Source organism: Membranihabitans maritimus (assembly GCF_021729145.1).
GTDB lineage: Bacteria > Bacteroidota > Bacteroidia > Chitinophagales > Saprospiraceae > Membranihabitans > Membranihabitans maritimus.
The window spans coordinates 146,911-172,809 of sequence record NZ_JAJSLW010000004.1 but is presented as its reverse complement, the minus strand read 5'-3'; the positions used below and the strand labels follow the sequence as shown (position 1 = coordinate 172,809).

The 25,899-nt window shown below is 40.0% G+C and carries 16 protein-coding genes; 13 read left to right on the top strand and 3 right to left on the bottom strand.

The features are described 5' to 3' along the window. Positions 1 to 64: 64 nt before the first annotated feature. From LVD47_RS06005 to LVD47_RS05990, 4 genes are read left to right on the top strand one after another with little or no spacing between them, the layout of a single operon-like run. Positions 65 to 3,742 carry an efflux RND transporter permease subunit gene (locus LVD47_RS06005; RefSeq protein WP_236974655.1) on the top strand — a complete coding sequence of 1,226 codons (3,678 nt, stop codon included), beginning with the start codon at positions 65 to 67 and terminating at the stop codon, positions 3,740 to 3,742. Between the two features lie 11 nt (positions 3,743 to 3,753). Next, a complete protein-coding gene (locus LVD47_RS06000) occupies positions 3,754 to 4,986 on the top strand; it encodes a TolC family protein (RefSeq protein ID WP_236974654.1) in 1,233 nt (410 codons plus the stop codon). Between the two features lie 13 nt (positions 4,987 to 4,999). Beyond that, positions 5,000 to 6,778 carry an efflux RND transporter periplasmic adaptor subunit gene (locus LVD47_RS05995; protein ID WP_236974653.1) on the top strand — a complete coding sequence of 593 codons (1,779 nt, stop codon included), beginning with the start codon at positions 5,000 to 5,002 and terminating at the stop codon, positions 6,776 to 6,778. A 31-nt stretch (positions 6,779 to 6,809) separates the two neighbouring features. Beyond that, a complete protein-coding gene (locus LVD47_RS05990) occupies positions 6,810 to 7,091 on the top strand; it encodes a heavy metal-binding domain-containing protein (RefSeq protein WP_236974652.1) in 282 nt (93 codons plus the stop codon). Positions 7,092 to 7,342: 251 nt separating this feature from the next. Here the strand turns inward: LVD47_RS05990 and LVD47_RS05985 are convergent, their stop codons facing one another. After that, positions 7,343 to 7,975, bottom strand: coding sequence for an MOSC domain-containing protein (locus LVD47_RS05985; RefSeq protein ID WP_236974651.1), 633 nt, complete (start codon positions 7,973 to 7,975; stop codon positions 7,343 to 7,345). 124 nt (positions 7,976 to 8,099) lie between these two features. On the opposite strand from LVD47_RS05985, the gene LVD47_RS05980 reads away from it, so the two are divergent. Then, positions 8,100 to 10,124, top strand: coding sequence for a copper-translocating P-type ATPase (locus LVD47_RS05980; RefSeq protein WP_236974650.1), 2,025 nt, complete (start codon positions 8,100 to 8,102; stop codon positions 10,122 to 10,124). Position 10,125: 1 nt separating this feature from the next. Here LVD47_RS05980 and LVD47_RS05975 read toward each other — a convergent pair whose 3' ends face one another. Then, positions 10,126 to 11,259: an acyltransferase family protein gene (locus tag LVD47_RS05975; protein WP_236974649.1), complete on the bottom strand. Its 1,134-nt coding sequence runs from the start codon at positions 11,257 to 11,259 to the stop codon at positions 10,126 to 10,128. Positions 11,260 to 11,540: 281 nt separating this feature from the next. On the opposite strand from LVD47_RS05975, the gene LVD47_RS05970 reads away from it, so the two are divergent. Both LVD47_RS05970 and LVD47_RS05965 read left to right on the top strand, forming a co-directional pair. Further along, entirely contained in the window at positions 11,541 to 13,370 is a 1,830-nt protein-coding gene (locus LVD47_RS05970; RefSeq protein WP_236974648.1) for a beta-N-acetylhexosaminidase, read from the top strand. Between the two features lie 353 nt (positions 13,371 to 13,723). After that, positions 13,724 to 14,686 (top strand): ROK family protein, encoded by a 963-nt coding sequence (locus LVD47_RS05965; RefSeq protein ID WP_236974647.1) that lies wholly within the window; start codon positions 13,724 to 13,726, stop codon positions 14,684 to 14,686. Positions 14,687 to 14,710: 24 nt separating this feature from the next. Here the strand turns inward: LVD47_RS05965 and LVD47_RS05960 are convergent, their stop codons facing one another. Continuing rightward, a complete protein-coding gene (locus LVD47_RS05960) occupies positions 14,711 to 15,907 on the bottom strand; it encodes a T9SS type A sorting domain-containing protein (protein WP_236974646.1) in 1,197 nt (398 codons plus the stop codon). Positions 15,908 to 16,565: 658 nt separating this feature from the next. On the opposite strand from LVD47_RS05960, the gene LVD47_RS05955 reads away from it, so the two are divergent. The 6 genes from LVD47_RS05955 (at position 16,566) to LVD47_RS05930 (ending at position 25,895) form a co-directional block, all read left to right on the top strand. After that, positions 16,566 to 17,093 carry an RNA polymerase sigma factor gene (locus LVD47_RS05955; protein ID WP_236974645.1) on the top strand — a complete coding sequence of 176 codons (528 nt, stop codon included), beginning with the start codon at positions 16,566 to 16,568 and terminating at the stop codon, positions 17,091 to 17,093. Positions 17,094 to 17,095: 2 nt separating this feature from the next. After that, complete coding sequence (locus LVD47_RS05950; protein WP_236974644.1) at positions 17,096 to 17,257, top strand: hypothetical protein; 162 nt, start codon at positions 17,096 to 17,098, stop codon at positions 17,255 to 17,257. Positions 17,258 to 18,192: 935 nt separating this feature from the next. Continuing rightward, a complete protein-coding gene (locus LVD47_RS05945; RefSeq protein ID WP_236974643.1) occupies positions 18,193 to 19,200 on the top strand; it encodes a FecR family protein in 1,008 nt (335 codons plus the stop codon). 43 nt (positions 19,201 to 19,243) lie between these two features. Next, positions 19,244 to 22,651 (top strand): SusC/RagA family TonB-linked outer membrane protein, encoded by a 3,408-nt coding sequence (locus tag LVD47_RS05940; protein WP_236974642.1) that lies wholly within the window; start codon positions 19,244 to 19,246, stop codon positions 22,649 to 22,651. 10 nt (positions 22,652 to 22,661) lie between these two features. Beyond that, on the top strand, positions 22,662 to 24,359 hold the full coding sequence (locus LVD47_RS05935) for a RagB/SusD family nutrient uptake outer membrane protein (protein WP_236974641.1): 1,698 nt from the start codon (positions 22,662 to 22,664) through the stop codon (positions 24,357 to 24,359). Between the two features lie 93 nt (positions 24,360 to 24,452). After that, positions 24,453 to 25,895, top strand: a complete 1,443-nt coding sequence (locus LVD47_RS05930; protein ID WP_236974640.1) for a hypothetical protein — start codon at positions 24,453 to 24,455, stop codon at positions 25,893 to 25,895. Positions 25,896 to 25,899: the final 4 nt, after the last annotated feature.

The following is a 25,899-nucleotide window of genomic DNA, read 5'->3' as shown; positions in this document are numbered from 1 at the left end:
CAACGGGTTTTCTAATTGTCAAAGAGAAATTTTGACTATTCTTTATACAATGTATATCTAAACTATGCTCAAAAAATTTATTAATGTCTTTTTGGACAATAAGATAATAGTGGTACTGTTATTTTTTATTTTCGTTGGATGGGGTGTAATTACTTCCCCATTCGATTATAAAATTCCATTTCTTCCTTCGGATCCCGTTCCGGTCGATGCCATTCCCGACCTGGGAGAAAACCAACAAATAGTTTTTACTGAGTGGCCAGGACGGTCACCTCAGGATGTGGAGGATCAAATAACGTATCCCCTGACCAGTGCTTTATTAGGAGTTCCCGGGGTGAAAAGTGTAAGGTCAAGTTCTATGTTTGGCCTTTCATCTATTTATCTCATTTTTGAAGAAGATGTAGAATTTTACTGGTCACGGAGTCGAATACTAGAAAAACTTAATGCATTGCCTGAGGGAGTAATACCGGATGGAGTTTCCCCTGCATTGGGGCCGGATGCTACTGCTCTTGGACAAATTTTTTGGTATACGTTGGAAGGTAGGGACCGAGAAGGGAATCCGACCGGAGGATGGGATTTGCACGAATTAAGGTCTATCCAGGACTTTTATGTAAAATACGGGCTATCAGCAACTCAGGGAGTTGCGGAAGTGGCTTCTGTTGGGGGATTTGTCAAGGAGTACCAGGTAGATATGGATCCTGAAGCAATGAGAATACATGGCGTGTCCATAACAGATATAATGAACGCGCTCAAAAAGACGAATAGTGATGTAGGAGCACAAACCCTGGAAATAAATAATGTCGAGTATTTTATTCGTGGATTGGGGTATGTCAAATCCATTGAAGATATCGAACAGACGGTTCTAAAGGAGACAGAGACCATTCCCGTTACTGTTTCTCAGGTTGCAAAAGTTAACATTGGGCCTGCCACGAGAAGGGGAATCCTGGATAAATCAGGAAGTGAGGCTGTAGGAGGAGTTGTGGTAGCACGCTATGGTTCAAACCCAATGGCTGTAATCGGAAACGTTAAAGAAAAGATTGCGGAGATATCAAATGGCTTGCCGAGTAAGACCCTTGAAGATGGAACGGTTAGTCAGGTGACTGTAGTTCCATTTTATGACCGAAGTGAATTGATCAATGAAACGATAGGGACGCTGGATGAGGCTTTGAGGTTGGAATTGTTGGTATCCGTAATTGTGATAATTCTGCTCCTTTTTAACATCCGCTCATCAATTATCGTATCGCTTAGTATTCCTATCTCGGTATTATTGTGTTTTGTAGCTATGAAGTATTTTGGGGTAGATGCCAATATAGTTGCTTTGTCGGGGATTGCTATTGCTATTGGAACTATGGCGGATATGGGAATAGTCGTAGTCGAGAGTGTAGTAAATCGAAGGGAGGAGTTTGGAGAAAAGGAAGAACTGTTGGACTCCATCCGGCATGCTACTCATGAAGTAGCAGGCGCCATAACTACGGCAATGGCTACTACTATTATAAGCTTTTTACCTGTATTTGCTATGGAAGCTGCTGAAGGGAAGTTGTTCAGGCCTTTGGCCTTTACGAAGACTTTTGCCCTTATGGCATCTATCATTGTTACCCTTGTTATCGTACCCACATTTTCTTATTGGATATATTCTCTTAGGAGTAATTATAAATGGTCGCGGATTATCGTTCCCCTTGGTTTATTTATAATGGGTGCCGGATGTTTTTTCTTCTCCCAGAATATGATCGCCTGGGTTCTCGTTTTAGTTGCTTTTCTCTTATTAATTGTGGAAGTAGGAAGACGTCTTCTCCCGCAAAGGAAGCAGCATTTTTGGAAGATCATACTCAGTGTCGGTTACGGTTTTATTGGAGTATTAGTCTTGGCAAAGTATTGGATCCCGTTGGGAGTGGAGCAGGGACTGTTGGCGAATGTGGTTTTCCTTACCCTAGTCATAGGAGCCCTGGTAGGAGTTCTATATAGTATTATGGTGTACTACGAACGATTGTTGAGATTTGTGTTCAAAGTCAGATGGATTTTTCTGATCGTGGTCGTTGGAATGATCTTTATGGGTGTGCGTATAATGATGAATACGGGTAAAGAGTTTATGCCTTCTTTAGACGAAGGTTCTTTTTTGTTAATGCCTACTTCTATGCCCCACAGCGGAGTGCAAGAAAACTTGAAAAACCTTCAATTACTGGATATGGCTGTGACGTCAATTCCGGAAGTGAAAAGTGTAGTAGGTAAGGCAGGGCGAGTAAATAGTTCTTTGGATCCGGCACCGCTGTCCATGTATGAAAATGTGATCCTCTATGAACCCGAGTACAAGACTAATGAAAAGGGATATCGAATACGCTTTAAAGTTGATGAGCAGCGCCACTTCATTCGTAATACTAAAGATGAACTTATTCCAGACCCCAATGGCCAGTATTATCGGAACTGGAGAGCCCATATTAATAGTCCTGATGATATATGGAATGAAATTGTAGAAGTTACCAAATTGCCAGGGGTGACATCAGCTCCCAAATTGCAGCCAATTGAGACTCGTTTGGTCATGCTTCAGACGGGGATGAGGGCGCCCATGGGTATTAAAGTTAGAGGGAATAAACTCAATGAAATTGAAGATTTCGGAAGAAACCTTGAACCTATTCTAAAGGATGTTGATGGGGTCAAGGAATCCGCTGTTTTTGCAGATCGAATTGTAGGAAAACCTTACCTCCTGATTGATATCAATCGCCAGGCTATCGCTCGTTATGGATTGACAATCTCTGATGTTCAGAATTATATTCAGGCTGGAATAGGGGGTATGAAAATGTCGCAAACGGTGGAAGGAAGAGAGCGATATAATATCAGAGTGCGCCTTCCCAGAAGCTGGAGAAATAGTCCTGAGCAGATCCAGCAGATTCTGATCCGGACGTCTTCAGGTGCTGAAATTCCTTTGAGTGATGTAGCGGATATTAGATATGAACAAGGACCACAATCCATAAAAAGCGAAGATGGTTTTCTAGTAGGCTATGTATTATTTGACAAAGAGGATGGATATGCTGAAGGAGAGGTGGTAGAAAATGCTCAGGCAGCTATCGAAGAGGCTATTGCAAAGGGAAAATTGGAACGTACGGCTGGAATTAGCTATGCTTTTGCGGGGAACTATCAACAACAGATCCGGGCCAATAAGAAACTCACACTCGTATTACCGATTTCACTTTTGGTAATTTTCCTTGTATTATTTTTCCATTTCAGATCGGTTCCGGTGACGGCAATGGTGTTTAGTGGTGTCTTTGTAGCTTTTGCAGGGGGATTTATAATGATTTGGCTGTATGGCCAACCCTGGTTTATGGACTTTGATATGTTCGGAAGTAATATGAGGGACCTATTCCAGATCCATGAAATTAATCTTTCTGTCGCCGTCTGGGTGGGCTTTCTTGCTTTGGCTGGTATTGCTACAGACGATGGGGTACTGATGGGGACTTTTATCCAAAACAGCATACGTCAAAATCAACCTCAAAACTATCAGGATGCAGAAGAATCAGTAATACAGGGGGGACTCCGTAGGGTCCGGCCGGCGATGATGACTACTGCGACAACAATTCTTGCATTATTGCCGGTGTTATCCAGTACAGGAAGAGGTTCTGATATTATGGTGCCTATGGCGATTCCTTCCTTCGGCGGGATGGTATGGCAAATTATTACCATGTTTACTGTTCCCGTCCTGTATAATTTTTATATCCGCTGGTCACTCCGCAATTCCAAACTTGTAAAAGCTTAAAATCGATGGAAATGAAAGTAATTATTAAAATAATATTTTTTAACATTCTGCTTCCCCTTCCAATGTTTTCCCAGCAACTCGATAGTCTTTTGCCAATGTTGGAAGCGAATAATCCGGGATTAGAGGCGATTCGCCAGGACTATGCTTCATCCCAATTTACAGCGGATCAATTTAGTGATCTTCCGGATCCTCAAGTATCAGTTGGTGTATTTCCTTTGCCGGTAGAGACCAGATTAGGGCCCCAGCAGTGGAAAGTAGGAATTACACAAATGTTTCCCTGGAACGGAGTGCTGGAGAATCGGGCGGAAGTAGCAAGAAGGGAGTCGGAGCTGAAAAATTTTGAAAGTAAAATTGCTAGCGAAGATTTGGCGCTACTGTTTAAGAAGCTATACATCCAGGCCTGGCAGTTGAGACGTCAGAAGGAAGTAATTGAAGAGCGATTGCCGCTTTTGGAATCCCGCTACGATCTCACTTTGAGAATGGCAGAACACGGAAAGACAAGTAGCTCGGATATATTTCAGGTACAAATGCTTATTAATGAAATAGAGAATTCAATTGATGTTGTTGAACAACAAAAAGTGCAAATCCAAAATAAACTGAATAAACTCCTGGGACGCGATCTGGGCGATAGTATTTCTATTGTTGGTGATTTTTCTGCAACCGTGGAGGATCATTTGATTGAATCCCACACGGAAGATGATCTGGAGTCTGTCCCAGACTTCATGATTTTTGAACAACAGCGAAAAGTGTCTGAGGCAAAAATTGAAAGAAATAAAAGTGAGAGATATCCCACTCTCGGTTTAGGAATTGATTACGTAGCTATCGGTCGTCGAACAGATGCTGATCCCCAACATAATGGGAGGGATGTAATTATGCCCATGGTATCTGCCAGTATACCGATTTTTAACAAGAACTACGAAGCCAAAGATAATCAGGAACGGGCCAAATTGGTTTCTTTCGATTTGTATGAAGAAAATAAACGAAATGAAGTAAATGAAATCATTTCATCTGCCAAAACAGAAGTATTGGTGCAGAATAAAAATTATAAATTTTACGCTCAACAGATTGAAGTGATAAAACGCACACTCAGAGTGCTGGAGGCCCAATACAGCGCTGAGGGCAATAAATTTGACGAACTAATTCTATACGAAAATAAGATAATCGATTATCAATTGAAGCAAGTAAATGCCATTGCTCTTTCTCAGATTGCAAAATCTGAAATTGAACGGTGGATCAGTAATTAAAAATATTTAACAGATGAAGACGAAATATATAATATTTGGAATTTTATTTATTGCCGGGGGAATACTGGGTTGGGGAATCAGCCATTTCGGAAGATCCGAAAAGGAAACTCATAGCCACTTGGTCTCAGAAGAGGAAACTATATGGACTTGTTCTATGCATCCTCAGATCCGGAGAACAGAACCAGGCAAATGTCCGATTTGCGAAATGGATCTCATTCCTGTGGATGACAGCGGAAATAGTTCAGTGAAGAATAACCCCCTACAGCTTACAATGACTCAATCTGCGGTTGAGCTTGCCAATATTCAAACCACTCAAGTAGGAAGTTCTGTATCCGTTGGTGATGCTGCTGACCCACTATTTTTAAATGGAAGAATACAAGTCGATGAGCGGAAGGTTTTTTCTCAGACCGCTCATTTTCCAGGGCGAATTGAAAAACTGAACGTGAAATTTGCCGGAGAATATGTGGAAAAGGGAAATGTGATTGGCGAGGTATATTCGCCTGAAATTATTACAGCCCAACAAGAATTGCTGGAAGCAAAGAAGCTATTAGAGGTAAATCCTGACCTGATAAAGGTTGCTCGTAATAAGTTGAGATTTTTAAAAGTATCTCAAGAATTTATTAACAATGTAGAAACGAGAGGAGTGGTGATAGAAACCTTACCTATTATTGCCGAAGAAAGTGGGTATGTTTTATCCAAAGATATTGAGGAGGGTGACTATATTTCTTCTTCCCAGGTTTTATTTAAAATATATAACCTGAGTTCGCTTTGGGCTGTATTTGATATATATGAAGAGAACTTGTCTTCGTTTTCTGTTGGGGACAGGATCAGATTCAAAGTACAGGCATTGCCGGGGAAGGAATTTACTACCCGGGTAGACTTTATTGACCCGGTTTTGGATCCGGCAACAAGGGCCGTTAAAGTTCGAGGGCAGGTTATTAATTCCGGAGGATTGTTAAAACCGGAAATGTTGATACGAGGCACTTTACAAAGTTCAAAAAACAAATTGTCCGAAGAATCCTTATATGTTCCCAAAACGGCAGTTCTATGGACCGGTAGATCATCTGTAGTTTATCTCAGGGACAAATCCCAAGCCATCCCCACTTTTGAATACCGGGAAATTGAATTAGGGGATGTGGTAGGTAGTTCATATCAAGTGAAAAACGGATTACAGGCTGGTGATCAGGTGGTGACCAACGGTGTTTTTGCCGTGGATGCCTCTGCACAACTAAATAATCAGAGAAGCATGATTAACCAATCCGTAAAAGTCAAAGGTGATCAAGTTCCGGAAAATATTCATCCTGACTTTTCAGGAGAATTGGATAAAAGCCATCGCGAATCTTTAGATAACGTGATAGATCAATATCTTGATTTTAAAGATAAACTGGTGGCGGATGATAAAGATAATATTCCGGGAACCATAGAGACGATTATATCAGGAATAGACAGGATGCCTGAGGCTGATATTTCCCAGCAGTGGGGAGAAGTTTGGAATGAATTCAGATCCGAATTGGAGGCCAGCGCCAAACGGTTGCCTCAAGTCAATTCGATAGAAGAATGGAGGGCAATACTCAAACCATTGTCCGAAACCCTGATCGCACAAATCAAGACCTTTGGAAACCCGGAAACCGGTACCGTTTATATCCAACATTGTCCAATGGCGGACGATGATCAAGGGGCTAATTGGTTGAGTTTACATCCAGACATAGAAAATCCGTATTTCGGTGAAAAAATGCTGAAATGCGGTTCAACAACCGATAGTCTTTTACCAATTAAAGAATTAAAGCAATAAAAATTTTATTAAACAATTGAAATTTATATTTATGAAAAATGTATTTGTAATGATTTTAGTGCCTGTATTGGCGTTATTTATCGCTTCTTGTAATAGTTCATCGGAAAATCAATCCACGGATAAAGAACATACCGAAATGCATGAAGATCATAGCGGTCACAATCATGAACATACCACAGAAGGAAAGGGTGATAAATCCGGCCCTGAGTATACGTCGGATTATGTATGTCCTATGCATTGTGAAGGAAGTGGTAGTGATAAGCCCGGAAAATGCCCTGTTTGCGGGATGGAGTATAAGAAGAATGAAGGCTGATGTTTGCCCCGTTCTTCGGGGCCGGAAGCCCTTTGCATAAAGCTATGGCATCCGAAGGGGTGACCGAAGCTGCGGGTTGTGGAAAATCAGGTAGTATTTAAAAAGAAAAGCCATGAAGGAATGTTGTAAAACAGGGGACGAGAAACCGGAACCGTGGTGGAAAATTTGGATCAACAAGGTTGTGTTGGGTATAATAATATTATTATTTGTTATTATAATTGCCATACGCACTTGTTGAAATAAATCAACGGTTATTCAAGCTTTCGCTTCAATCCCCTTTTACAGCTTTCGGCCAGGTAGGGATGATTCAGGGCTTTTTCGATGAAGCTTTTATCATTACCATGGTACAATTGCTGAAAGACGGTTTGCAGGTTAATCCGGTAGGAGTCTTTTTGGATAATTTTCAGGGTGTCTCCCGGCTCGACATATCCTGGAGTCAAGACTCGTACGTAGGTGCCAGAGTGTCCAAAGTTGATAAAGTCTTTGATTACTCTTTGATTGCCGAAGCGGACGCCGAGTTTGTAGCAGGGCTGCCTGGGTTCTGAAATCTGGATTTCGGCTTTTCCTACACGGATAATATCACCAATATTGAGGTCAGACTCTTTAAGGCCATCTACGGAAACATTTTCGCCGAACATTCCCCAATTCCAGGGAAGGTCAGGGTATAATTGTTTCCAGTAAGGGTAGTGATCGGTCGAATAGAGATAGCAGGCTTTGTCAATGCCGCCGTGGTGTTTACGGTCTACAACGCTGTCACTTTCTACATCCGTTATTCCAAGGTAGATAGCAGAAGGAGTTGGCATTTTATAGATACCTGTAGATACATTTTTACCACGCCATTCTATTATGGTAGGTTGGCCGGTATTGACAGAACGTACTTTCATTTTTTCAGGTTTAGACCATAAATTTATATAAGTTAAATTGAGGATAATGCAATATACATAATCCCGGCTCGAATTTTACCGGTTTACCATCATTTCATTTAATGAATAAAATAAGCATTCAATTATGGAAAATCATCACCATCATCAAGAAGATCACCAAAACCATTCACATCAAAACCATTCCAATCATCAAAATAATCACGGGGATCACCATGGACACATGATCCGGGATTTTAAAAGACGCTTTTGGATTTCATTGATTATTATGATTCCGATCGTCATTCTGGCGCCCATGATTCAAGAATTACTGGGATATGAATTACGATTTCCCGGGGATCGGTATGTCCAATTTGCCCTTTCATCCATAGTGTTTTTCTATGGTGGATGGCCATTTTTAAAAGGATTGGTAACAGAAGTAAAAGACCGTCAGCCCGGGATGATGACTTTGATTGCCCTGGCTATTTCTGTGGCATACTTTTATAGCTCTGCCGTTGTTTTTGGACTTGAAGGTAAAATATTCTTTTGGGAACTGGCCAGTCTGATTGTTATTATGTTATTAGGCCACTGGATTGAGATGAAATCTGTAATGGGCGCTTCCAATGCTTTGCAGGAATTGGCCAAAATGATGCCCTCAAGTGCCCATCGAATAAATGATGCCGGTGAATCCGAGGAGGTAAAGATATCGGAACTGGAAATCGATGATGTGATTTTAGTCAAACCCGGGGAAAAGATTCCGGCAGATGGCAGGGTATCGGATGGGGAGAGCCAGGTCAATGAAGCTATGCTGACCGGGGAATCTCGTCCTGTGACTAAAAAGGAAGGTGATGAAGTTATCGGGGGATCTGTAAACGACTATGGATCTCTGGAAATTATTGTTTCACGTACGGGAAAGGATTCGTACCTTTCCAAGGTAGTGGGAATGGTAGAGGAAGCCCAGAAAACAAAATCCAGAACACAAAATCTGGCCAATCGAGCTGCTGGGTGGTTATTTTACCTGGCCCTTGGATCAGGTATATTGACCTTGATTGTTTGGCTTTCTTTAGGGGAGGATTTTGAATATTCACTGGAGAGAATGGTGACGGTGATGATCATTTCATGTCCCCATGCTTTGGGTCTTGCTGTTCCGTTGGTAGTAGCTATATCTACGTCGGTATCGGCACAGAAAGGATTGTTGATTCGCAACAGGACAGCTTTTGAAAATGCCCGGAAAATTAGCACTATCATATTCGATAAGACGGGTACACTGACCAAAGGGGTGTTTGGTGTTACCAGGATACAATCGGTTTCAAAAGGGTATAGCGATGATGATATTTTAAGTATAGCTGCTTCAATCGAACGTCATTCCGAGCATCCCATTGCCGGGGGAATAGTAAAAGAAGCTGAGAATAGGCAATTAGAATACAGGGAAATACGAGATTTTAAAAATATTACCGGGGAAGGAATACAGGCACGTATGGGGGAAGACAAAATTGTAGTGGCCGGGCCCGGTTATTTGCATGAGGCTGGAATCGAACTGCCTCAAGATTCTTTCAAAAGTGAAGCGGAAACAGTAGTCTTTCTTTTATTTAATGAAGAATTAATAGGCTTTATCGCCCTGGCGGATGAAATTAGAAAGGAGTCATACGAAGCGGTGAAAACACTCAAAGAAAGGGGGATCAATGTAGTAATGGCTACCGGTGATAATGAAAAAGTTGCTAAAGCGGTCAGTGAAGAATTGGACCTGGATGGATATCATGCAGAGATCCTTCCCGATGGGAAACAATCCATTATAAAAGACTTACAGGAGCATGGGGAGTTTGTCGCTATGACAGGAGATGGTGTTAATGATGCGCCGGCATTGGCACAGGCTGATATTGGAATAGCGGTGGGGTCGGGTACGGATGTCGCAGCGGAAACAGCGGATATTGTTTTGGTAGAAAGTAATCCCCAGGATATTAAAAACCTTATTTTGTTCGGAACGGCTACTCATCGTAAAATGATTCAAAATCTGGTTTGGGCATCAGGTTATAATATTATTGCCATACCATTGGCTGCGGGCGTACTATCTTCCATAGGCGTTGTATTGAGCCCGGCGGTTGGTGCGGTACTAATGAGCTTGAGCACTGTGATCGTAGCAATTAATGCGCAACTTTTGAAAAAGAAGATTTAATTTACACTTTTAGGAAAATATTCTTTTTGTAGAGGTAATATAGAACCAACCATTTAACCATTAAATAGCAAATGGCCATAACGACCAGGCTATACGTTTCCCCGGCCAGTTGTCCCGCCCATTGAAAAAAAGCGTTTGTAGTATACCGCCAGTCAATAAAATGACCGGACATATAAATAAGGATGGAATTCATACCGATTACCCTGAAAAAAAATGCCCATTTTCGGTACCCTTTTACATCAATAATGAAGTAAAACAGGGCGAGTAGTAATAGACTGATTCCTCCAGTAAGGAGAACAAATGAACTGGTCCATAGATTTTTATTAAATGGGAAATCCAAATTCCATAAAAAAGCCAGGACCAGGCTGGCTGTCCCTGCTATAGTGAGCCATTTGGTTTTGTCTAATCCGGAAAAATCTTGTTTTCTGAGAAGTATCCCTGCAAAAATTCCCAGTAATCCCGTAGCTATGGCGGGAATAGTGGAAAAAAGGCCTTCGGGATCGTGAATGTCTTTGTACAACCTTCCCGGCATTATCAACCGATCTATATAGGATGCAAAATTGCCTTCCATGGTAAGATCCCCAGCCGGGAAGCCAGGTGCGGATGTAAATTTGAGGAGTAACCAGTATCCGGCCAATAACCCTCCGAACCATAAATATTGACTTTTACGATTGGCATACAGATAAATAATATTTGCGAACATATAGGCGAGGCCAATGCGTCCCAGTACACTACCAAACCGTATTTCTGACAGCGGTTGTATCTCCAGGCCATTGTTGTAAATAATACCGAAAAGAACCAGGATCATTCCCCGTTTGATAATATGATTGAGTATTTGTTTTTGACTACTTCCCTTGTTCAACCTGTTTTGCACAGAAAAAGGAGTTGATACCCCGGCCATAAATAAAAACAAGGGGAAAATCAGATCGTAAAAATGAAATCCATTCCAATCGGGATGGGTTAGTTGATTAGCTATTCCATTAATGATCGGAGACTCTGTGACTTTGGCTAACCGATGAAAGAAACTGTCAGCACCGATAATCCAAAACATATCAAATCCCCTCAGGGCATCCAGGGAATATAATCTTTTAGCTATAAATTGTTCTTTTGTTGAGGCGGATTGATCTTTTGACATTTTCAATTCGATTGATTGTTATTCAATATTCTTTAATGTCATAAAGGCATTTTCGAAATATGAGATGGCCAAATGTAAAAAATGTTTTTGAAATGTTATTTGCTTTTTTTGCAGAAATAGATTTTTTATTCTGAAAAATGAATATCTCATAGCTGCTGGAGGTATGACTTTTCATTTATTCAACCTTGAGTCTCATTTTAAAATATTATGTGTGCGCACACTATTTATTTTTTTTGCGAAAGGATTTGCATTATATTGAGACTTGAAAAAATTAAGATACTATGAATCGTCCAATTCTTCTCGTTATAGTTTTGTTTTTGGGATTGAGAATGAATGCTCAGAGCCCCAAAAATATTTCGATTATTCCAAATCCTTCTGAAATTGAGGTGAAAGAAGGTAATTTCAAAATCAATGATTTTACTAAAATTGTTCTGAAGGGTGCAGGTGCGGAGAATATAGCCGTTTTATTGAATACTTGTTTACGCGAGCGGTATGATTTGGAATTGGACGTTGTAAATACACTCCCTGAAGAAAATTTTATTCTACTCAATACGGCATTGCGGATGAAACTTCCCGATGAGGGGTATCAACTTTTTTCGGAAGAAAGCGCCATAAGGATTAATGGTGAACCTGATGGGGTTTTTTATGGAGTACAATCCCTCCTTCAGATGATAGAATTCGGGCCGGATGGTTTGACTGTACCTGCTGTTCAGATAAAGGACGAGCCTAATTTCGTTTATAGGGGATTGATGCTGGACGTTGCCCGTCATTATTTCTCCGTGGTAGAAATTAAAAAAATTATTGATGTGATGGCTTCCCTGAAGTTAAATACATTCCATTGGCATCTGACAGATGACCAGGGATGGAGATTGGAGATAAAGAAGTATCCGAAATTAACAGAAATTGGCGCTTACCGGGATTCTACGATAATCGGACAATATCACGATTTTAAGCCTTTTATTCATGATGGAGAACGACACGGGGGATATTATACTCAGGAACAGGCGCGGGAAATAGTGAAGTATGCTTCTGATCGCCATATAACCGTTATCCCTGAAATTGAGTTGCCAGGTCATAGTTCGGCAGCATTGGCAGCTTATCCTGAATTGGGATGCAATACGGGGCCTTATGAAGTACGTGGGGTCTGGGGGGTCCACAAGACTATCTATTGTCCAAGGGAAGAAACCTTCGAATTTTTGGAAAATGTGCTCCATGAAGTAATGGAGATATTCCCCAGTAAATACATCCACATCGGAGGAGACGAGGCGCCAAAAGACGAATGGGAGAAGTCTGCCATAGCACAACAAGTTATGAAAGAAAATAATCTGGAGGATGAGCACCAACTTCAAAGCTGGTTTATAACCCGAATTGAAGAATTTCTCAATGAGCACGGACGGGCGCTGATTGGCTGGGATGAGATTTTGGAAGGCGGACTGGCACCTAATGCCACAGTGATGAGTTGGAGAGGTGAAGAAGGAGGCATTGCAGCAGCGCAAGAAAAGCACGATGTCATTATGACCCCTAATAACTTTATGTATGTAGACTATTACCAGTCTGAATTAAAGGAAAATGAGCCTCTTGCCATTGGTGGGTTTTTGCCGCTGGAAAAAGTATATAACTATCATCCTGTCCCGGAATCTCTTTCAGAAGGTGAAGCGAAATATATTTTGGGTGTTCAGGCTAATATGTGGACGGAATATGTCGCTACAAATAACAAATTAGAATATATGTTGTTTCCCAGGGCTATTGCCATGGCTGAAGTAGGATGGACAAAACCCGAACATAAAGACTTTGCGGGATTTAAAACAGAACGCCTGCCGGTTTTTCTCAGGGGATTGGAAGATGATAACGTATTCTTCAGGATACCGGAAGCGGAAGTAAAAATTAGCAATGATAATGCCACCGGTAGAAGAAAAGTGGAAATCATACCTTCCGTGAAGAATTCGCACATATATTATACTATTGATGATCACAAAGCGGATCGAACCGCAAATGAATATGACCGCCCTTTTTTATTGCCGCATACACAGGATAGAGGGTTGACATTAAAATATATCCAGGTAACTCCCGGAAACAGGGCTAGCCAAGAATTTAGTATTGAGGTGGAGTAGTGCTTTAACCAGATAAAGATTGTCCCATGGGGATGCCTATGGCAGAGATTATCCGACCCCTCCAGGGTCGTTAAAATAATCGTCATTATTTTCTGATATATTTCGACCCCGCTGGGGTCTTTGGTACAATCCCAGCGGGATTGGAGTATGTTAGCCAATATAATTAAGGTTGATCATCGACCCCGGAGGGTGTCGGATTATTTTTTAAAGATATCTCAATTCTTTATCTAGGAGGTGGGTAGTATTACAGGATATAAAGAAGCAAGTCGAAATATAATTTCAAAACCAAATATATATGTTTGGAAATTCCAAAGTAAATATGTTTTACTTTTGCTGCTATTCAAACAATAGATATGTATAACAGCAAAGAGGCATACATCGGCGTAGACCTAGGAGGTACTTCAATCAAATGTGGGGCCATAGAAGTGGCTGGGAATATTTTAATTGACAACAAAAGGCCAACCGAATCCGGTATATCAGCAGAACATATTTTAGGGAATATCACTGCTAGTATTAATGATACGAGAAAGGTCGTGGAAGCCGATGGGTATAAAGTAAAGGCTGTGGGTATTGGTTCTCCCGGCGTAATCGATATTACCACCGGAAAGGTATTGGGAGAGGCAGATAATCTGTCGGAGTGGAATGGATTGAATTTGGCCGAAGCAATTTCGAATACCGTAGATCTTCCCGTTTTCGTCGATAATGATGCGAACCTAATGGGGCTGGGTGAATTTAGATTCGGTGGAGATTACAGCGATACCGGGAATATTGTTTTTCTTACAATAGGGACCGGGATAGGGGGTGCTATTTTCATTAATGGTGAATTATATCGCGGAGCTAATTTCGCAGCTGGGGAATTAGGGGGGCAAATTATACAGTTGGAAGGGGAGACCGGATTCTGGGAAGATTTCGCAAGCACTTCTGCTATGGTACATACATTCAGAAATGAATTGGAAAGGTTGGGCGTAAGTTCCGAAGGGGTGGATGGAAAATATATATACCGCCGGTATGTGGATAAAAATGCCCTGGCCGTTCGAATATTTGAAGAACATACACGAAGAGTAGGAATGGGTATAGCCACACTGGTTAATATTTTCAATCCCGAAGGGGTGATAGTTGGTGGAGGAATTTCGGAATCGGGTGACGAGTATTTTAATTTAATTAGAAAATCCACTTCTCAATATTCTATGCCGGCATGTTTTGCAGGGGTGAAGATCTTACCTGCACGGTTGGGGAATAAAGCCGGGTTTATGGGCGCTGCGCATTATGCATATTTACGCATAAAAAAAGCCCCTGACTTGATAATCAGAGGCTAAAATTCTTAACGTATACTGGATTGTTTATAATTTTTGAATTCTTTGTGTATACTCTCCAATTTTTAAAATATATACACCACTGATCAAAGAAGAAATATCTATTGAAGTATTGATATTTGCATTACTGTCATTTTCTTCTTCGTAAACCAACGATCCCAACATATCATATATTTTGATCGATTCCTGAAGCTTTGCCGCTTTATCCGCTTTAATATTCAGAATACCGTGTGTAGGAACCGGGTATGCTGAAATGTCTGTCAAAGCTTCGCTTAAGGACAATTGTATACTCTTCGTGTACGTTATTTCGCCGTCCAGGTCCGTATGCTTGAGCCTGAAATACCCGGCATTTGTTCCTTCTGGCCATGCTACTGTTTTGTCGTAGCTGGAAGCTGCGCTTCGAGAATTAGTACTTATGGCAGTGACCTGGTCCAATACTGAATAGTCATAACCGTTGGCACTAAATTCGATATCATATACGCCCTGACCTTCATCGACGGCGGTCCACGAAAGGTCAACCGAGCTTTCATCGTTGACGGAAGCCAGAAATTCAAGGAAATTAATGGCTAAGGCTTCACCTTGGGCATCGAAACAACTGGATTCACCTTGTGGAATGGTGCTGCTATTAAGATAGTACGTACTTGGATCATCAACGCTACCATTTACAAAAGTTATGTCAAAACTTGATACCTCTTCAGTATAAAAAGTTACTGTTGCAACGTTTCCGCCACAATTGGTTTGACAGGTGTCGTTTGAAACCGCAACAACACCACCATTGGTATTATGTGTTAAAACAGAGGATCCAAATAAAGAATATCCAGCAATATCCACTCCATTCACTTCTATACTTCCGCCCAGTGGGATTTCAAAAGTGAAGAAGGTTGCGACATCAATAGGTTCACCTGTTACAGAATCCAGGAAAGAATACATTACGGTAGCCATCTCTCCAGAATCTACATCATTAAATTGAAATCCCGCTGGACCACCAGTATTAGCGACAATTAATCCATCCCCAAAGTCACTGCTAGCTGTTGACGCACTTACATTAATCACAGTATCAGATCCAATAGTATCGACTGATGTGTAAAGTATTTCCTCACCAGGTTCACCACTACTTGTATATAAAAAAGTATTCAACTCTGAGGTGTCCTGGCTACAAGGTTCTTGGCTGAACACATTGAGAGATAGAGTCAGTAAAAATAGACATAGGGAGAAAGTTTTCATTGTAGATGATTTTATCGATATAAAAAATTTTTCTTCAAAAGGGCTTGTTCCACGATTATACATTATTGCCTTCATAATATAAAACATATTTTAGATATTAACATATCTTTTTAATACTATTTCTCTATGAGGTTTCAATGCATATAAGTAATAAACGGGAGATATTTTAGAATAATATGTGGTAATATGTTAAGAGTGAGTTTGCTATACGATTTTAACTTTATCGTTCTTTTAATATAGTACGCGTCAAATCTGTATATTCTTGTCATAGAAGAGGGTTGAGATGTATTTAGTATTTTGAAATGTAAATATATTTTTGGATCTAAAAACTGTAAAAATATGAATGCAGCAATTGATTGGATCCGGTGAAATTGGTTCTGGCCCCATTAATGATAGGAAACCTTACATTTAAAACCGGTTGAAAAAAGGGACCTTAATCAATGTATTTCAATTCGTCTTGTAATGTGCGCAGGACAATAGTGAGCAAAAGAAATTCATCTTAATAATCAGCTTTATATTATTAATTTTAGAATTCAAGATTATACTAATCCTGACTTTTAGATTTAAAATTTGATAGAATACTCTGGATTTTTATTTATAATGTGGTGTTAATCTGTGAGGTTTTGTTTCTTGGCCGATTGATGGTTTTATCTTAGTAATGAATAAAAAAGATTCTGATAAATCGCAACGAAGTTTTTTCGACGAAATGTTTACGCAGCATTATCCTGTGCTCTATCGATATGGGAAGCGGATAATTGATGATTCAATTCTAGTTGAAGATGCGATTCAAAATGTATTTGTCAGATTATGGGAAAAACGGGATACCCTGGAAATTAATTCTCACTCTGCTTATCTGTTAGCTTCTTTGAGAAGGGAAATTCTTGGATTAATCAATGAAAACAGAAAGGAGACTGATAAGGTCAGTTATAACCCGGACGTTGAAATCCGTTTTGAAGATGATGATTTTCTGGAGAAGAGAGAGGCCAAAAGATTACGTAAGGAAAGAATATCTGCGATCCTGAATAATTTGAGCAGTCGGCAACGGGAGATCATTTACCTTCATTTCTATGAGGGAAAACCCTATAAGGACATTGCCAATATCCTGGATGTCAATTACCAATCTGTTGTGAATAATCTCCATCGAGCCTTTTCCAAAATCCGGAAGGTGGAGAATGAAAAGAAATAGTTATGGAATATATTAATAGGCAAATTGAGAATCAACTGAAGGAGGCAGTAGAACAACTTACAGTTATAGGAATAACGGGGCCGCGACAGTCAGGAAAATCTACACTCCTTAAATTTCTTTTTCCGGAATATGCCTATAAAAATGAAATCGACCTGATTAATTAAAAAGCATCGGAGTCGCATTTAGTCGATTTTAAAGTGCGTAAAAACATAAAAAAGTCGGATGTTCGAACGGTTGATAAATTTTCAATGCCTGATAAAACCATTCATCACCGGCTTGTAAGTTGTTTTGAGCGGGAATTGATGATTTCTCCCACTACGAAGAATATCCCCTGGTGGAAAATTAGGTCGGTTGTATAATCCATAAACCCATTACGGAATAGAAGAGGTAGCAATCTTTGCACGACTGTCCTTTTTTCCCTTTATGGCAGTAAGAAAATCGATATAATTCTCTTATGAATATATTCTCCTTTTAGCTACCTAATATTTTACCGCTGCAACAACATTAAGAGACCACTTTGTGGTGAAGCCATTCTAAATGAACAGACACTTGATTTATTATAAAACCTATAAACTATAGGAGAATTCTTCCCGTCGGATCAGAAGGAAAGATGTGCGAAAGGTATGAGACGGTCTGCAAAATATTTTTATGTAATTTATACATTTTAAATATTAAAATAACTTGAGTTCGACAGAGAAAATAAGAGCTCTGAAGGAGCGAAATATACCTAACCCTGGGTGCCAACCCAGGGCGGTATACAAGTGAAAACATCGTTTCTGGCATTAAATTCCACAAAGTGATGCCTTGGGCATTGCCTTTTTTGCAAAAAAAATGCCAGAAACAATTATTCGTCGAGTTCGTGTTGAAATAATATTTCGATCAACATCTTTTTTTTTAACTTGAAGAAATTATATTGTATGTTTGTATATTTTTTTGGTGTTTAATTTCGACATGTGGATTTTTGTCAATTCTTTATTAATTTTTTTCAAAAAAAAGTAAAACTAAGTGAGTATTAAATTCTGATTTTCCCCTCTATATAGCCAAACGATTCATTTAAACTTACGATATACTTTAAAAAACAGAATCAATAGAAAAAACTATGGAAAAAAATCAGGTTTTAGAATATTTGCTTCAAAATGAGGATTTTCACAATTGGGTGATTAGTGGAGATAATGACACCTATTGGAGTAATTGGCTAAGTGAGAATGCGGATTTTAGAGATGAGTTTGATGAGGCAAGGGAAGTAATACAAAGTTTGGCCTTTGAGAAGAAAGGAATCTCCCGCCAACAAATTGAAGTCGCCCGGGTGAAGTTTTGGGAAGCAGTGGACAGCGATCCGGTTAAATCGGAACCGGCAAAAATATTCCCGATTTTCAGAAGGTGGGTGTCTTATGCAGCTGCTATTGCCTTAGTAGTCTTTTCTACCTGGGGCGTTTATAATTTGCTTCTATCCGGACCATCTGCAGATATAATTTCAGAAGAAATAGTAGACCAGGTTCGGGAAATTGCCCTTCCGGATAGCACTATAGTGACCCTGAATACTAATTCAAAGATTTCATATGATTTTGAAGAGGCCAAGAATTTAAGAGCTGTAATTTTGGAGGGAGAGGCTTTTTTCAATGTTACGAAATTGAATGTAAATAACAAACCGCAAAAGTTTGAAGTCAAGACAAAAGATTTAACAGTTAGCGTATTGGGTACTTCTTTTAATGTGGATGAAGGTCCATTGGGCACAACGGTGGTGCTGGAAGAGGGTTCAATTGAGTTGCGACTGGAAGGTCAGACCACTTCTATATTAATGGAGCCGGGTGATAAAATCGTATACTCTAGAGAAGAAGGTATCATTGATGAGCGGTTGGTCAGTCCTGAAAATTATTCCTCCTGGAAAAATGGGGTGCTTACTTTGGATGGTAAAAATTTGGGAGAGGTATCGAACTGGTTGGAAAGAAGATATAATATTGAAATTGATATAGCGGAAGACCGCAAAAATATAGGTCTTAGCGGGTCGGTATCTACCGAAGAACTAAGTGAGGCAATAAAGGCAATTTCGTTAGCTGCAGGAGTGGAATCTACACAAATTAACAATGAGAAATGGAAATTAAATTGAAAGGATTATAAATTGAATTTTAACTAATTAACAAATAACAATAATGGGATTTTTAAAACGAATTTTTATTCTCACGATAGTGGGAATAGTAGGAGGGGTTTACCCCAGTCAGTCGCAAGAGAGTTTTACGATGTTGTCTGTGAATAACCTGGATCTTCAGAACAAAGCAGAAAAAGTAGAATTAAAACAGGTGATTAAAGAAATTGAGGAAAGGTACAAGGTTAATTTTGCGTATCAATCAGGTTTATTGGATGGAAAGTTTATCATCTTATCCGATAACCAGACAATGCCACTTGGACAGCGCTTAAATTATTACCTAAACCAAAATTCTCTGGATTACCAAAAAATAGGTGAGCGCAACTATGTGATTTATAAGAAGAAGCCCAGGAAAAATATTGAAAAAGGTGTGGCACCATATCTTAAAAAAGACAATTACTACTATATCAAATATTCCTGGGAAGAAAGTGAGCCACCTATTCAAGGAACGGTAGTCGACGAGGAAGGGGAGCCGTTAATCGGTGCAACTGTACAGGTAAAAGAATCTCCCGGTAAAGGTGCAATCACTGATTTTGAAGGAAAGTTCTCCTTCGATGATGTCGATGGTGGTGCTACTTTAATTGTATCTTTCGTAGGGTATGAAACAATAGAGGTGCCGGTAAATAACCAGGGTGAATTAACGATTACATTGGCTCAAAACTCCGAACTATTGGACGAAGTGGTAGTGGTCGGATATGGCGTACAGAAGAAAGTGGATGTGACGGGTGCGGTAGGAACGTTGAAAGGAGAAGATGTCGCCGATCGAAAAGCGGTACAGGTTTCCCAGGCTCTTCAGGGGTCAATGCCGGGGGTGATGGTGACAAGGGGTAATAATGCACCGGGTGCAACTGCGAATATTAAAATTCGTGGAGTTACAACCATTGGAAATAGCAATCCATTAATTATAGTAGATGGTGTTCCGGTCGACAATATAAATGATATTAATCCCAATGATATTGAAGATATATCAGTATTAAAGGATGCGGCTTCGGCTTCAATTTATGGATCCAGGGCGGCAGCTGGGGTTATACTTGTTACGACAAAAAGGGCTGAAGATGGGCAATTTAACTTGAGTTATGATGTAAATTATGGGATAGAACAACCAACAGCTCTTCCGGACTATGTCGGACTGGAACGATATATGGAAATGACTAATGAGCTCAGGTGGAATGATAACGGAAATAATGCTGATGAATTTCCTACATATTCCGAGGACTTAGTAAATAATTACAGGGATCTTAATCAAGAAAACCCCAACCTATATCCTATAACAGATTGGGTGGATTTAATAATGAAGAAGAATGCTCCCAGGCAAAGTCATGTTTTGAGTATGTCAGGAGGTACAAAAGCATTGAAGACGAATGCTTCTATAGCTTATGATTTTGTTGAAGCATTATATGATGGTAGGACATATGACCGTATTACGGCCAGGGTAAACAATGATATTGAAATAAATGATTATTTGAGAGCCAAGGTTGATTTAAATTATAAGCTTACCAATTCAGAGCAGCCAAATATAGATCCGATGTATAATATGCTGATTGCAGCACCTATTTATGCGGCTATGTGGGATGACGGCAGAGTAGCAAGTGGTAAAACCGGGAACAATATATATGGAAGCTTGAAATATGGTGGTTTTAATGATCAATCATATCAAGCAATAGGCGGACGTTTAGCCCTGGATTTCGAGCCCATTAAAAATCTTGTTTTTTCGGGTGTTTTTTCACCGAATATACGCTATGATAAAGGTAAGAATTTTCGAAAACAAGTTCCTTATTATGCTGCTGATGATCCCACTGCTTTAGAAGGATATTTACAATGGAATACAACCACACGGTTAGCAGAATCCAGAAATGAAGGAGAGCGATATACCACTCAGTTTTTGGCTAATTATAATGCTGATATAGGGAAACATTCTTTGGGTTTATTGGGAGGTTATGAGAATTTTTATAGCAGGAATGAAAGCCTTAATGCATCAAGGGATCAATATACACTTACTTCCTTCCCCTATTTGGATCAGGGGCCTTTAGAATTGAGAGACAATGGTGGAGGTGCTTATGAAAGTGCATACCGTTCTTTCTTTGGAAGGATTACTTATAATTATGACAGCAAGTATTTTGTTCAGGCGAATATCAGACGCGATGGATCTTCCCGGTTTCACGAAGACTACCGTTGGGGCTCCTTCCCTTCTATATCTACGGGATGGGTAATATCCAGGGAGCCGTTCCTGGCAAACAATCCTGTACTTTCGTTTTTAAAATTAAGGGCATCCTGGGGTAATCTGGGAAATGAGCGTATTGGTAATTATCCTTACCAGGCCACTATAGCATTTAGTAATGCTTTGTTTTACAGAGGAAATGAGGTGGTTTCTGAATTAACAGCTGCCCAATGGGCATATGCTATTCAAAATATTACCTGGGAAAAAACGGAGTCATATGATGTAGGTGTTGATGTGAATTTTCTGGAAGACAGACTTCAGGTGACAGCAGATTACTTTTACAAGACGACAAAGGACATGTTATTAGCACTGGAAATTCCAGATTATATCGGATTTGACAATCCCGATCAAAACACTGGAGTAATGAAAAGTGTGGGTTGGGAGTTCCAGGCAGCGTGGCAGGATTATATTGGGGATTTTGACTATTCCGTTTCTTTTAATTTATCTGATTTTACTTCTACGATGGGAGATCTTGGTGGAACTGAGTTCCTGGGGGATAAAATTAAAATAAAAGGAAGTGAATTTGATGAGTGGTACGGATACAAAACAGATGGTCTTTTCCAAACACAGGAAGAAGTAGAGAATTCTGCAACGATTAATGCAAACGTAGCCCCGGGAGATGTCAAGTACGTGGATATAAGTGGACCTGACGGGGAACCGGATGGGACTATTTCCCCTGAGTACGACCGTGTCTTATTGGGGGGATCTTTGCCGCAAATGATATTTGGAGGTAATATTAAACTTGGCTATAAGGACATTTCCCTTAGAGTTGCTTTCCAGGGTGTAGGCAAACAAAATGCCCGAATTGACCCAATAATGGTAAGACCTCTTTCGGAAAACTGGGGCAATATCCCGGCTATTTTGGAAGGTAATTACTGGAGCCATTATAATACAGATCAGGAAAATATGCAGGCTAAATATCCAAGACTTACTCGTGTGAATGAGTCTTCAAACTTGACTATGTCTGATTATTGGTTATTTGACGGAGGATACTTTAGAATTAAAAATATAACGCTGGGGTATGACCTTCCAAAAACAATTTTCAAGAGTGTCGGAATAGAAGGGATCAACGCTTTTGCCAGTGCATCTGATTTATTTACGATTAGTAATTATCCCAAAGGTTGGGATCCTGAAGTTTCTAGTACTGGTTATCCGATTACTACGCAGTTGCTGTTTGGACTTTCTGTAAAATTTTAAATTGAAAACAATGAGAAGTTATATAAATATTTACGCAATACTATTAATTGTATTTTCTTCCTTAGTAGCCTGTAATGACCTCAATCTCGATCCTCTTTCACAAGGTTCTTCAAATAATTGGTACAATAATGAAGTGGAGATCAATATGTCGGTAAACGACTTGTACAAAGATGCTTTCTGGGGTTTGGACAATACCGAATGGACTGATGACTGGATTTATCGTGAATCTTTAACGCCTATCACTTCAGCTACTATAAATGGTGAATGGGGAACCATCAATTCTATTTGGGCGAATTCCTATAAAGCTATTACCAGATCTAATACTCTAATACAAAATTTGGAATCCGGAGAAATAAACATACCTGCTGAATTGGTTCAGCAGTATATTGCGGAAGCCAAGTTTGTCAGGGCATCTCAATTCGCAAAACTAGTATCTCACTTTGGCGATGTAGTATATTTTACGAATACGCTAGATTTGGATGAAGCATATTCCTTGGCTAAAACGGATAAAGAAACGGTTTTAGAGGCAATATATGCAGATTATGATGAAGCTATAGAAAGTCTTCCTGTTAGTTATTCGGGGTCTGAAATTAGCAGGGCAACGAAGGGAGCAGCAATGGCTTTTAAAGCAAGAATTGCACTTTACAGTGGCGATTGGGATATCGCACGCGATGCGGCAAAGGAATGTATGGACCTAGAGCAATATTCCTTATACCCTAATTATGAAGAAATATTTTATCCGAGCACAGGTAAGACTGATGAAACGATTTTTTCTATACCGCGATCAGAGGAATTGAATTCTTACAATGGTGATGCAAGAAACTACCTGCCGAGAAATTCCGGCGGTTGGGCTGCAAAAGATCCTTCATGGGACCTACTATGTGCTTATACTTGCACAGATGGTTTGCCCATCGATGAATCTCCATTGTTTGATCCTCAAAACCCTTTTGAAAATAGAGACCCAAGATGCGGATATACCATTGTACCTTTTCAAACACCTATGTTGGGTATAATGTATCAGCCCCACCCCGATTCGACAATGGTGTTAAATGTCAATTCAGGACAGTACCAAACGAATAATGATACAAGGTCAAATCAACAATATGCCTCATTTAATGGCTTAATTTGGAAAAAAGGTATTACGCAAGATTGGTCAGACAATTTCAGGGAAGATTCCGATATTATTTTAATGAGATATGCTGATGTGATGTTAATGTATGCAGAAGCAAAAATTGAATTAGGGGAGATTGATGAAAGTGTACATCAAGCTATTAATTCAATTCGGGCACGAGCGTATAATGTTGATATTACTGATGCAGAATCCTATCCTGCTGTTACTACCCAAGATCAGGATGAATTGCGTCGAATAATCAGATTAGAACGGAGAATGGAGTTTGCATTGGAAGGTTTGCGCTACATGGATCTAATTCGGTGGAGATTAGCTGAAAAAGCATTGAACAGACCTAACTATGGAATGTTGGATGTCGCAGAATTAAAAGAAAAAGTGGTTGATCAAGGGTTGTGGTTTTTTCCTTCCACGCCCGAAATTGATGAAGATGGGATTGCCGATTTTTCTGAAATGGCGGATGCCGGCTTGATAAAACAATTAACTAACCGACAATTTGATGCTTCGCGACAATATTTATGGCCAATCCCTACAAAAGAGGTATTGATAAATGATAACCTTGAGCAAAATCCAGGGTATTAAAAAATAATCAAATTAATTGGAAAAACTGACCGGGCTTTTTTCCCTTCACAACTATGAGGAAAAGTCCGGTCTTTTCGAATCAACGAACATAAAATGTACTATAAATATATATTATTGACTTTTTTCTTTTTTTTGTCGGGTTATAATATTTACGGGCAACACGACAATGTTAGCGGAATATACCCCCATTTGACTATGACTGCTGATCACTATCCACGTACTGAAGCAGGGATAGGAGCGGTAATGCCGTGGGCTAATCGGCTATGGGCAGTAACTTATGTGGCGCATCTCTCCGGTACAGGGAGTGGAACTGGTTTGTATGAAGTGGATGAAAACCTGGAACTGAAGCAACATCCAAAGAGCGTAGTCGGTACTTATGCCAACAGGTTAATTCATACTCCGAGTATGCAATTGGCGATTGGACCTTATTTAATTGACACCCTGGGGGATGTCCGCTTAATTGAGGAATTTAAAAATCATCGACTGGCGGCAACAATGACTCATCTGGCAGATCCGGAAAATAAGTTGTATTACCTGGCCATGGAAGGGGAATTTTTTGAAGTTGATGTGCACACACTGGAAGTAACCCGCTTGTTTCAGTTAATGGATGAATTACAGGAACCGAAAGGATCCAAACCTCATTTTAAGAGTGGATTTACAGCTCAGGGTCGAGTTGTTGTTTGCAATAATAGTTATAATGAAATGGATTACTCAGGGGATTGGAGTGCCGGTCGATTGGCAGAGTGGGACGGCAGTGGTGAATGGAAGATATTGGAAGAGACAGCATTTACGGAAGTTTGGGCTGCAGGATCTTTTGGCCAGCCCATTATTGCCACAGGCTGGGATAAAGCTTCTGCCATTATGCGTGTATTTATTAATGGGAAATGGAAGAGATATAGGCTTCCTAAAGGAAGTCGAACTTTCGACCAGACTAGTTGTACCGAATGGATGCGTGTCCGCGAAGTGGAAACAGAGCGTGCCTTGATGGATTGTCACGGTTTGTTCTATGAAATAGGAATGCATACATATGGTGATGAATTGTGGGCCATAAGACCTGTGTCCAGTCATTTACGGATCATCCCGGACTTTTGTTCATGGAGAGGAATGCTTGTCTTAGCAGGAAATCAAGCTACACCGATGAAATTTGGTCCCCAGGATCGCAATCCTTTAGCCGGTCAACCGCAAGCAGGATTATGGTTTGGGAAAACAGATGACTTGTGGTCTTTTGGCAAACCATCAGGTACTGGAGGGGTTTGGATGAATGATGAAATACAGGCGAATGAGATTTCGGACCCTTATTTAATGTATGGATTTGACCAAAAAGTACTACATGTTAAAAACAATAGTCGTTCGGGGGTAAATTTTGTGCTTCAAGTTGATTTTATCGGGAATGGTGATTTTGTTAATTACAAAACAATATCTGTTGAAGGGAATGAATACGAAGCGGTTACTTTTCCGGAGGGTTTTAGTGCTCATTGGGCGCGGATAAAGGCTGATACGGATTGTAATGCTACTGCTTATTTCATTTATAATTAATTAA